Origin of the sequence: Rhodopirellula sp. P2 (assembly GCF_028768465.1) — a bacterium.
Taxonomy (GTDB): Bacteria; Planctomycetota; Planctomycetia; order Pirellulales; family Pirellulaceae; genus Rhodopirellula.
Genome location: NZ_CP118225.1, coordinates 6,379,735 through 6,390,815, shown reverse-complemented (window position 1 = coordinate 6,390,815; position 11,081 = coordinate 6,379,735). Strand labels below are relative to the sequence as shown.

Genomic DNA, 11,081 nt, shown 5'->3' with positions numbered 1-11,081 from the left:
GTGTTCACTGCCACGCCGCCTTCCTCTGACTCGCTCGATCGTGATTCGCATCACGATCTGCAACGTCGCGCCGAAACTTTGGCGGCGGCGATTGAATTGCAATCTGCGCTCGACAGGTGTCACGAATTCGAAGACGCGGCCTCCATCGCCACGCGTCTGTTGAGCCAGTGGTTGCAGGCCGAGGGCGCTGTGCTGTGTTGGCGAAGCCGTCTTGGTGCTGGGTTGAAGTGCATCAGCGATCACGCTAGCAACGGTGGCAAATTCGCGGCCGAATCGTCTTCAGCGACTCCGCACGGGGAAACGCAGCAGCGAGAAGCACTGGCTGCCGCGGAAGAAGCTTGCTTGCGAGACCAACTCAGCCATGTCGCGGCAACCGAGGTGGCCTCCTCGCCCGGCACGATGGCGATGCGGCAATGGTTGAAGGCGATCGGATCCTCGAATCTGATGGCGTGCCCGTTGGCCGACTCGGCAGGCGACAATCTGGGGGTGTTGTTGATTCTGGACCCGCATGAACCCTCCGCCGCTTCGATCCTGGAAGCGTTCGGTCCGTTGCTGTGCAGCAAACTTCAAAGCATTCAACGCCTGCAGCCCTCCGGTGTGGAAGCGTCCCTGGTGCGTGGGATTCGGTCGTTTCGTGCCACCTGGCAACGGGCGACCGTGTGCGTCGTCGCAGCCTTCATCCTGTTGATGTTTCTGCCCGCTCACCACAACATTCGCACCAACGTGCAACTGCAACCCGTCCAACGACGCTTCATCGCGGCCCCGTTTGATGGTCCGCTGCAGGAGTGCTTGGTGCGTCCTGGCGACACCGTGAAGGCTGGCGAATTGTTGGCGAAGATCAACCCTCGCGAATTGGAATACGAGCTGGCTGGATTGCGAGCCTTGCACGGTCAAGCCGACCAGGAACGACGCGGGTCGATGGCAACACACGACTTTGGCAAGAGCCAGATTGCGGCACTGGAAGCCGATCGCTTGAAGACGCAAACCGAACTGCTGAACCATCGCAAAGACAACCTGGAAATTCGCAGCCCGATCGATGGGATCATCGTCAGTGGTGATTGGAAGCAATCCGAAGGCGCTCCCCTGACTCGTGGTGAAACTCTGTTTGAAATCGCGCCGGTCGGTGCGATGAAGGTCGAGATCGAAGTCCCCGAGGAAGACATCGCTTACGTCAGTGCTGGAATGCTGACGCAGATCCACACGCATGCGATGCCAGACCGAGTCATGCACGGTGCGATCACGCGAATCCACCCCGCGGCGACCCTGCGTGATTCCGAGAATGTGTTTCTGGCGGAGGTCACGGTGGATGATCAAGACGGTTTGCTGCGACCCGGCATGAAGGGACGCGCGACGATCTATGGAAACAAACGTCCGATTGGATGGATCGTCTTTCATCGTCCCTGGAACTTGCTGCTTCGATGGTTGGGTGTCTGATGACGCAGCGTGATCCTGGAACCATCGACTGGCAGCAACAACCGATCCGCATCGCCAGTGACGTGAAGGTCTGGCCCGTCCGCGAAACGGGGGAGCCGATTTATCGGATTGAAATTCCTGCCACACATGAGTTCTTTCGTGTGGGATTGCCCGAGTACACGTTCCTGTCTGCGCTGGACGGGCATCGTACAATTGCACAAGCCTGCGGGTTGGTCACCGCGAAGATGGGACGCGGTGCTCCCTCGTCTTCGCAATGTGAGTCCATCGCTCGCTGGTTGATCGATCATCAATTGGCGCACTTTGCCGATGCACCACCACCTCGCAGAGGACGATCCGGTCAGACGGCAAGTGCGAGTGAAACCAAGGCCAAATCACTGACGCGTTGGAATCCGTTCTGGATCAAAACGCCGATTCCGGGTGCGGCGAAGTTGCTGTTGCCGCTTTCACGCGCTCTCGGATTTCTGTTTACAACGCCGATGCTGGTGGTCGGTGTGTTGTCGATCGTTGCCGCGTTGCTTGGGCTGACGACGCGGTGGTCGGAATTTCTTGCTGGAGCGGCATCGATCTTCGATCCGTCCAACTGGGCTTGGTTGTTGCTCACGGCGATCGGTCTGAAATTGGTCCATGAACTGGGGCATGCGATTGCCTGTCACCGCGCGGGCGGGACGGTCCGAGAAGCCGGCGTGGTTTGGGTCTTGATGACACCGCTGGCCTACGTGGATGTCTCGAGTTGTTGGCGATTGTCGTCGCGTTGGTCGCGCATCGGAGTCGCAGCGGCAGGCATGTTGATCGAGGGCTGGGTGGCGTCCGTTGCGATCGCCGGTTGGTTGTTCTGTGAGAGCGAGATCATCCGCTGGTGGTGCCACCACGTGATTCTAACGGCGGGACTTTCGACGGTTCTGTTCAATGCCAACGTGTTGATGCGATTCGATGGCTACTTCATGCTTTCGGATTGGATGGACGTTCCGAACTTGGCCACTGAAGCCAACCAATCGGTCCGCCAATTCTTGCGGCGTTGGTTTCTGGGTGATGCGTCTTGGGTTCGATCCCACACGGGTTGGCGTCGGACGGCCGTGTTTGTTTACGGATGGTGCGCCGTCGCTTGGCGAGTGCTCGTCTGCGTGTCGCTCGGCATCGCGGCGTCGACCATGTTGGGTGGTGCGGGCGTTTTGCTGTCGCTGCTGGGAGGATGGATGTGGTGGGGCAAGCCGTTTGTGACTTGGTTGCAATCGATGCGGACGCTTTGGGGGATTCACCCGCTTCAGGTTTGCCGTGGCCTGGTGCTGGGCTCTTTGGCAGTGGGCATGCTCGGATGGATGTTGGTCGCGATGCCAGTGCCATCGTCCATTCGCGTCCCGGTGGTGGTGCAGTATCGCCCGGAGTCGGCGGTGCGAGTCGGTGTGGAAGGGTTTCTGGTTGAACTGTTGGTCCACGAGGGAGATCAGGTTCAGGCGGGCGACCGGTTGGCGGTCATCGAAAACCGAGAGCTTCAGCAGCGGGTCGCGGAGTTGGAAATCGCACAGCAGCAAAACGACATCCGCCTTCGCAAAGCGATCGAGTCTCGCGAGGAATCCGAACGGCTGATTTTGTTGGACAACCGCCAAGCGATCTCGGACAAATTACAGACGCTTCGAAAGCAGTCTGCCCAGTTACAGGTTCGCGCCGTTCAATCGGGACGCGTGATCGCCGAGGATTTGCCGTCGAAGCTCAACACATACGTGAAGGAAGGGGATGTGCTGATGGTGGTTGCGACGCCGACGGACAAAGAAGTCTTGGCGGTGGTCAATCAGTCCCAGGTGGAAGACGTTCGCCAGCGAATGGGTGAGTCGGTGCGATTGGTTTCAGCTGGACGGCAGACGTTTTGGGGCACCCTCGATCAACTTCAGCCGCGAGCATCGGATCGAGTGCCCAACGCATCGTTGGCAGCCACTCACGGGGGACCATTGGCGGTTCGCATGGACGACGATTCCTCAACGGAATCGTCACGCGAGGATCGGTTGGGGGAGACAACGATCGATGCAATGCGGTTGCTGCAACCACATTTCCGAGGCGTCGTGAAACTGTCGGAAACCGAGGCCAAACGCGTGCCAGCGGGAATGCGTTTGGAAGCCCATTTCGGTTGGCATCAAGCTCCCATCGCCACGCGATTGAAACACTGGTTTCAAAACGCTTTGGCGGAAGCCGCCGAGACCGCGGACTGAGTTGATGGTTCAGGAACAGGCAGGAATGAAGCCTGATACGAGCCTCGAATCACGTCGTTCAGATGTTGCGTGGGTTCAGCACCGGGAATGCCTCACCCGCCGCGGGCAGAGTCCGCATGGAATCGAATTGCGGGTGTTTAATCAACAGCAACGGCAGCATCGGACTGCGGGTTTGAAGCAGTCTCGCCAACCGTTGCTCGGCGGGTTCTCGAGTCGGAACATCCGTGCGGCGGAGTTGCAGAATGGTTTCGTTCAGCGTGGGGCCGTAGGGGCCGTAGGGAAGCGTTTTCAATCGCGTCTGGCGTTGTTCCCAGTAGCGATCAGCACCATCGGTTGCCGTCCACTTGAGTTCGGGGTCCAAGTCCGCCGCGGATTGGAAGTCGCTGCTGTGTTCGTACAAATCAATGAGCAGGCCGCGAGTGAAACTCTCGGGACCGATTTTGCCTCCGTCGCTCTTGGGCATCACGGCCTTGGCTTCATTGACCGCGCGAGTCTTGTTTGCAATCAACCACTGGGCACGTGCCAAGTCCGACTGCAACAACTTGGATGACGGGTGCATCGACGCGGCATTCCGAAGGGAGCGAACACCGGCCATCTCCTCGTACAACATCAATTCGACCCAGCCGAGTTGGTGATGCACTTGCCATGAGTTTCTTGTTTCGTTCGCCAAACCACGCAGGATATCGCGAGCGGGCTTCAGATCGCCGAGCCTCTGATACATCAACATGGCCGACGCCAACCGCGCTTCCACGTTGCTGGCATCGATTTCCAATGCCGTCTGAACGGATTGCTGGGCTTGGATGATCAGCTCTTGAGCCTCCTCGTCGTCGACGCGACCGGCCAAGGTCAACGATGTCAGCCCTTTGCCGGCGTGTGCGGGCGCGTAATTCGGGTCTTCTCGCAGCGCACTTTCGAAGCACTTCAGTGCCGAACGCATTCCGCCGATGCTGTCCGGGTCCGCTTGGGTTCGTCCTTTGAGCAAACAGGTGAAGGCACCCGGGTCACGCGGTTTGGATTCATTCGGATCTTCGAGCAAACTCCGATTGATCGCGGTCGCCACTTGTCGGGCGAGGTCGGTTTGTTCAATCAGGTTGTCGCCTGCGGTGGTGCGAATGACTTTGCCCCAAATCTGCGTGCCGGTTTCGGCACAGATGATTTGGACGTTCACATCCATCACGCCGCTCTGAGTGCCCGTTGCCTCGGTGAAGGTTCCGGCAACCAAGGCATCCACTTCCAGTCTCGACGCAACTTCGCGATATTGATCGGGGAAGCTGGCGGTCATCGGCACATACTTCGGCACCGACAACCCTTTCAAGCGGCTCAGTTCATTGGCGACCAAACCAGCCAACAACTCACCACGTTGCAGCATGCGCCCGCCAGCGGGTTGAGGATTGATTTGTGCGATCGATCTAATTTGTGCAGTCGATTTGAGTTGGGAATCGGGAATGAAACTGAGCACGCCGATTGAGCGAATCTGGTTGAGCTTGGTCCAGTTGCCGCTCAATCCAGACATTCCAAACAACGCGCCTGCGAAGCTTCCGCCGACCATTTCAGCGAACCGACGACGGGAAATGCTGCCGGCAGTCCGGGTTGGCTGCTTGAGCGAAACGCCGTCCATCGGCAACGCCAGCGTCTCGCCCTCCTGAGCCGGCAGTGTGGTACCGCCACTTGAAAGAGCGGCCACCACGGTCGCCGCGGTCGGACGATCCCCAGGGGTTTTTCGCATCATCGCCATGATCAGATCTGCCAGCGCGATGTCATCGCGACGGCGTCCCGGATCGGGCAATGGAGTCTTTTCCAGGACCGCTGCGTAGCGGCTGGCCGGTGATTTTCCGGTGAAGGCAGGCCGTCCGTAGAACGCTTCGAACAACACGCATCCGAGTGAGAACACGTCGGCAGCGGGCGTGACCGTTTCGCCGCGAGCCTGTTCGGGGGCCATGTAACCCGGAGTTCCCAGGATCATGCCCGCACGGGTTTTCGCGTCATCGTCGTCACTGCCTGCGTCGTCGTGTTGGTTCTCGGGATCCGATTCCCCGGGGCCAAACACGGCGCGACCGACACGCGACAAACCAAAGTCGAAAAGCTTGACCGATGGCAACGAGCCTTCATTCGAAGGCTGGGACGCCAACGAATGACTGCTGATTGTGTTGGTGGTCGCTGGTGACGGCGTGGGGGAACCACCGCGACGTCCAACCAGCATCACATTTTCGGGTTTCAAATCACGGTGAATCACGCCGGCGGCATGCGAAGTTGCGAGGGCTTCGGCCAGTTGCCTGCCCCAAACCCGCACCATTTGAGTCGTGATCGGGGCCACATCGGTTCGCCGCTGTTCCATGCGTCGCATCAGCGTTTCGCCACGCAGATGCTCCATCACGGCGTAGGGCATCCCGTCATGCACTCCAACGTCGAACAGCTCGACGATGTTGGGATGGGTCAATGAAGCGACCGCCTTGGCCTCGCGTTGGAATCGTTCGACCAAGGTGGGATGCCCGTTGGTCAAGAGCATTTTGACGGCGACGCTGCGTTCCAGTCGAGTGTCGGTGGCCCGGTACACCACGCCCATCCCGCCACGTCCCAGAACCCCGTCCAAACGGTACGGACCGATTTCGGTTCCCAGCGGGGGCAGCGATTCGTCAGGGGCGTTGGACGATACCTTGGCCAAGGCCTTCTTGACGCGTGCTTCCGCCGTGGCAGGCGAACCAAATCCGTTGGGCGTCCCGTTCGCTTCCAGTGCGGGGGTGTCCAGCAATGCGAGGTTCTGTGAAGGCGTGTCATTGGAAGACGCCAGGACCTGTGTCAGCTCGTCTGATTCGCCGTGGATTCCTAGATTCCCGTCGATCTCGGCTCGAATCGCTTCCAATTCGGAACGCAGTAGCTCGGCATGCTCACCGCCATGTCGTTCGACAAGCGATTGAATGCTGACCAAATCCGAAGTCGCTGGTTCCCCGTCCGCGATTTGCCGAAGAGCGGATTCATATTCCAAGCACACCGCATCGAGGCGGGCTAATTCGCGGGCGGGCAGATCACTTAAATTCATCGGGAATCACTTCCGTAGTGTTCTCTGATCGAAGCGTGTGTTCGAGAGCTTGGCACCGCTTCTATGTTTGGTCCGGCACGGACTCCGCCGCTTCCGTCCATGTTTTTCGTATCAATTGCAGGCGTCGTTCCACCGCTCGCTTGCTCACGCCCAATTTGGTCGCGATCTCGTCTACCAAAAAACCGTCCATTCGCATCACTGCGATTTCCCGCAATTGCTCGTCCGGTAAATCATCCAATAATTTCTCGCACGCCTCGGCCAATTCCAGTCTCAAGTCGGGCGGGGCGTTGTCGGATTCGCCTCGTCCGGCGAATTGTTCCAATCCTGCACGACCAGAATCCCCCGAAGCGTCCAGAAAGACTGACTCACCTCGAACCTGACCGCCACCCCGTTTTTGTCGCGTTTGACGACGCAAATGAGCGTTCACCTTGCGGCTGGTCAACGTGATCAGCAATCCCCAGAGATTGTCCGGGCCTGACAAATCCGGGAACTTTTCTCGCCGAACGCCCGCAATGAAACTATGGAACGCCGAAAGCGCAATGTCTTCTTCGTCGCCAGACCGCCGAAGGTTCTTGGGCAATCTGGTTCCTGCCAGCCGAACGAGGGGTTGGAAGTAACGTTCCCATAGAACCGCGGTGGCATCGTCGTCGCCTTGGCGAACGAGTTCCAGCAAATCGGCGAACTCTTCGAGCGTCAAATCGTTCATTCTGGCGATTCTCCTCGCACTGGCGGCAACACTTCTGCGGTGTAGGTCACTTCGCCCACATCTTCCGCCAATATCGAACCCACCAAAACGGATCCCGCCTCAAAGTGGCTGCGGCGAGCATATCCCATGGCCAAACCTTCACCGTGATCGTTGAGGCGTCCCACGCTGGTGATTCGCCCCACCGGTTTGGCATCCGCGGCCGCTTCTTGAGCACGAAGTTTGTCGTCCGCCTGGGGGTGGGGACCAGCCGGTAAACCCGACAGCTTCCAACGCACCAATTTCTTTTGAACCTGTCCCAGGGCATCCAAGCGGGCAACCGTCTCTTGCCCCAAATAACAGCCTTTCGTGAAGCTGATCGTTTGCGTTTCTCGGTCGGCTTCCTGGGGCAAATGAGCGTCCGTCAAGTCGATTCCAAACCAAGGGAATCCAGCCGCCACGCGGTGAGCTTGGAAATCGTCTTCGTCCCCCGCGACCAGCGAATCGGGCTCCACGCCCAATCGCTTGGCAATCAACGAGGGGTGTTCCGTGGCGGTATCGACGGGCAGCAAGAACAATGTGCCGGACTTCACCCATGGCACACGGTACGCATCGATGCCGCCTTGAATCGTCATGCTCGGTGGCGGAGTCGTCTGGACCGGTTCTTCATTACCCTCGATGACGATCCAAGCGGCCAGCTCTTCATCGCGAATCACCGGCGTCGCGTCTTCGCGAATGGTGTAGCGATCAGCGTGTTCAACGATCGCTTGCGATTGACGCATGCTGCTGGCGTCCTCGGCTGTCGCGACGATGCCGGGGGCTCCGATCATTCGGTACCCGTTTTCAGTGGCAAAGGCGACGACGTGGCCCAAGCACTTGCCGCGAACATTGGTGATGAACGTTTCCAGACCGGAGCGATTCGGACTTTCCGAGGTCAGTTGTTTGACATCGTTGGTGGTCAAGTTGTGCAGGATCGCGGTGGCGTCCGCGCCGACCAAATCCACAATTGACAAAGCGGGCAAACGGATCAGCAACGAGGAAGATGGCATACTGGCGAATTGAAAAGAGGGCTGATGAGGCTGTTCATCTTACCGTGATGGTGCCCAATCGCGATCCAGGAACAGCCAGCTGAGGGGGCAATCTGTCTCATTTGACCACCCAAACGCTGATTCTCACGCCAAACCTAGGTCACAACTGGTTTTGCGACAATCCAACGCAAACTGGGCGTATCCTCGGGCCCCGATCTCACGGATGTGGAACGCCACCTCGGAACGGATTTGAATTGTCCCGATGATTTTCAATCCGCGCCCCACTCCGCTCCCCCCGACGCTTTTCTCACCTGAACAATTGTGTGACAATTTGAAACGCGTCCCCCTTCGGCTGGACGCCCTGCTCTTTTCTAAAAATCGAATCAAACAACAGGTGCGGCATGCGTTGGCGTGGACGACGGCAAAGTGACAATGTGGAAGATCGTCGGACCAGTGGTGGTGGCGCGGTCGTTGGCGGTGGAATCGGTGTGGTCGTGATCGCGATCATCATCGGTTTGCTGGGCGGCAACCCACAGCAGTTCCTGCAACAAGCCGCCCAACAGCCCGGCGCGGCGGGGGCCGGTGGCGAGGTCGAGCTGACACCGCAAGAAATCGAAGCCGGTGAATTTGTCAGCACCGTCTTCGCTGACACCGAAGACGTCTGGTCGGATCTGTTTGCACAAGCCGGCCGCGAATACAAGAAACCGACGCTGGTTCTGTTCAAAGATCAAGTCCAGAGTGGATGCGGCATGGCCAGCAGTGGCACGGGGCCGTTCTATTGCCCGGCTGACGAAAAGGTCTACCTGGACACCTCGTTCTTCAGTCAATTGGCCCGACAACTCGGTGCACCGGGGGACTTTGCCCAAGCCTACGTGGTCGCTCACGAAGTCGGTCACCACGTCCAGAACTTGCTCGGTTACACCGATCAGCTGGATCAAATTCGCCAGAAGGTTTCGGAGGTCGAATACAACAAGTATTCAGTCAAGCTGGAACTCCAAGCCGACTTCTTCGCCGGCGTGATGCTGCATCATGCGGAAAAGAAATATCGCATCATCGAAGACGGGGACATCCAAGAAGCGATGACGGCCGCGCGAGCCATCGGCGACGACACCCTGCAAAAACGCAGTCGTGGCTACGTTCAACCTGAAACGTTCAATCACGGCACCAGCGAACAGCGTCTGCGATGGTTCACCAAAGGTTTGCAAACCGGCGACCTGAACCAAGGCGACACCTTCCAAACCGACCAGCTTTAGAGTGCCACGATCAAGCCGCTTCGGCAATTCAGAGTAGAACAGTTGTCCCCAACTGTTTGCGTGCCAGCTTCGAAGCTTCGAAAGGCTTGATGCGATTGCGATTGAAATTGGACGCAGAGGCGGAGAATCGTCAGTGCATCTCTTGCGTTAAAAATCACGGTCAATCAGTTCACCCTGATCGCGAGTTCCAAGCGCACCCCACAATCCAAAGTTACTGGGATTCCCAGGTGCCTGCTCGTTCTCGCCGCCAAGAATGACCGAGGGAAACTTGTAACCAGCGTCGATCGAGTCGGTGATGAACTTGATTGCACCGTCCGCCATCGCGACATGCGCGCCACCCTGGTGACGGCTGCTCATCGTCAACGTTCCAATCGTGGTTTCGTCTCCTCCAAAACAGAGTGCCGCGTTGGGTGGCAACGTCGTGTTGAATCCGGTCATCAACGGCAGTGCGTCGGCCCAGCGGAAACCACGCCCCTGAGCTTGGTTGGTTGAGAGCTGAGCCGAACCCGCTGAAACATCCCAAAACATGGGCCGGTCTACATCTTGCTGTGACCTGCACATCCCCGCGTCATCCAGCACGCCACCGCCCCAACCATTGTTCAACGAAGGAAACGTTCGGATGTCTTTGTCGCCCAAGTCGGTGCAGATCTCACCCAACATGACGGTCGATGACAACCCGTCCCTCACATCGTCGTAGGAGGTGATCATGCGTGGCACGAACATCCCGCGGCCCGTCGCTTCCATTTGCAATTTGCCACTGGGTGACCAAGCGGTTCCATCGTGTTTCCACAACCCTTCATCCAGCCCTTGGATCGCATCACCAAGGCACGCGGCGTAGTTCGTGCGTCCGAGTGCAGGAAGTCCCGATCCCGGATCCGATGGGCAACGAAACCATGCCACTTCATTGCCCCATGGGGTGTAGTCTGAGATGGAAGGCGCTGGCCCCATGGGCGGGTACGTGTGGCGGACTTCGCCCTCGCCCATTACTCCGAAGTCGATCTCGTCATAGCCGGAAGGGAAATACTCTTCTGCATTGCTGTCACCTTCGGGTGGATCACCCACATAGCTTTCGCTGATCGCTTCCCATAGCGAACCTCGGCCAACGAAGGGTGTGATGGAAACCAAGAAACTCAATCGAAATTGATTGGTTGTCAACGGATCATTCGCATCGTTGAATGTCCCCGTTCCATGCGGTGGCAAATGCCCGAATGCATCGTGGTACTGCGCCACACCCAGAGCGATCTGGCTGAGGTTGTTGCTGCAGCTCATCCGACGTGCTGCCTCGCGTGCCGCTTGCACCGCAGGCAACAACAACCCGATCAGGATCCCAATGACGCCCGTCACAACCAGCAACTCCAACAGCGTGAATCCGTTTCGACGTTGTGATCGCGTCATGTCATCCTCGCACAGATAGAAAGTGGGATCGGCTTCCAGCCTGTCGTCTTG

General features: G+C 58.3%; 7 protein-coding genes. 3 read left to right on the top strand and 4 right to left on the bottom strand.

The window, feature by feature from the left end:
* Window positions 1–1,434 (top strand): efflux RND transporter periplasmic adaptor subunit, encoded by a 1,434-nt coding sequence (locus PSR62_RS22490; RefSeq protein WP_274405208.1) that lies wholly within the window; start codon window positions 1–3, stop codon window positions 1,432–1,434.
* On the top strand, window positions 1,380–3,635 hold the full coding sequence (locus PSR62_RS22485) for an efflux RND transporter periplasmic adaptor subunit (protein WP_274405207.1): 2,256 nt from the start codon (window positions 1,380–1,382) through the stop codon (window positions 3,633–3,635). Before PSR62_RS22490 ends, PSR62_RS22485 begins: the two co-directional genes overlap by 55 nt.
* A 58-nt stretch (window positions 3,636–3,693) precedes the next feature.
* On the opposite strand, the gene PSR62_RS22480 is transcribed toward PSR62_RS22485, so the two are convergent.
* From PSR62_RS22480 to ygfZ, 3 genes are all read right to left on the bottom strand, one after another.
* Window positions 3,694–6,672, bottom strand: coding sequence for a serine/threonine-protein kinase (locus PSR62_RS22480; protein WP_274405206.1), 2,979 nt, complete (start codon window positions 6,670–6,672; stop codon window positions 3,694–3,696).
* Between the two features lie 61 nt (window positions 6,673–6,733).
* Entirely contained in the window at window positions 6,734–7,378 is a 645-nt protein-coding gene (locus PSR62_RS22475) for an ECF-type sigma factor (protein WP_047817201.1), read from the bottom strand.
* A complete protein-coding gene (gene ygfZ / locus PSR62_RS22470; protein ID WP_274405205.1) occupies window positions 7,375–8,403 on the bottom strand; it encodes a CAF17-like 4Fe-4S cluster assembly/insertion protein YgfZ in 1,029 nt (342 codons plus the stop codon). The genes PSR62_RS22475 and ygfZ overlap by 4 nt, the downstream gene beginning before the upstream one ends.
* A 380-nt stretch (window positions 8,404–8,783) precedes the next feature.
* Between ygfZ and ypfJ the strand changes: the two genes are divergently transcribed.
* Window positions 8,784–9,635: a KPN_02809 family neutral zinc metallopeptidase gene (ypfJ, locus tag PSR62_RS22465; protein WP_274405204.1), complete on the top strand. Its 852-nt coding sequence runs from the start codon at window positions 8,784–8,786 to the stop codon at window positions 9,633–9,635.
* 147 nt (window positions 9,636–9,782) lie between these two features.
* On the opposite strand, the gene PSR62_RS22460 is transcribed toward ypfJ, so the two are convergent.
* Window positions 9,783–11,030, bottom strand: a complete 1,248-nt coding sequence (locus PSR62_RS22460; protein WP_274408280.1) for a DUF1559 domain-containing protein — start codon at window positions 11,028–11,030, stop codon at window positions 9,783–9,785.
* Between the last annotated feature and the right edge of the window lie 51 nt (window positions 11,031–11,081).

Bases quoted from the DNA above. Each gene is read 5' to 3' on its own strand.
- PSR62_RS22485 (WP_274405207.1), top strand. From the start codon at position 1,380: ATGGATCGTCTTTCATCGTCCCTGGAACTTGCTGCTTCGATGGTTGGG.
- PSR62_RS22480 (WP_274405206.1), bottom strand. From the start codon at position 6,672: ATGAATTTAAGTGATCTGCCCGCCCGCGAATTAGCCCGCCTCGATGCG.
- PSR62_RS22475 (WP_047817201.1), bottom strand. From the start codon at position 7,378: ATGAACGATTTGACGCTCGAAGAGTTCGCCGATTTGCTGGAACTCGTT.
- ygfZ (WP_274405205.1), bottom strand. From the start codon at position 8,403: ATGCCATCTTCCTCGTTGCTGATCCGTTTGCCCGCTTTGTCAATTGTG.
- ypfJ (WP_274405204.1), top strand. From the start codon at position 8,784: ATGCGTTGGCGTGGACGACGGCAAAGTGACAATGTGGAAGATCGTCGG.
- PSR62_RS22460 (WP_274408280.1), bottom strand. From the start codon at position 11,030: ATGACGCGATCACAACGTCGAAACGGATTCACGCTGTTGGAGTTGCTG.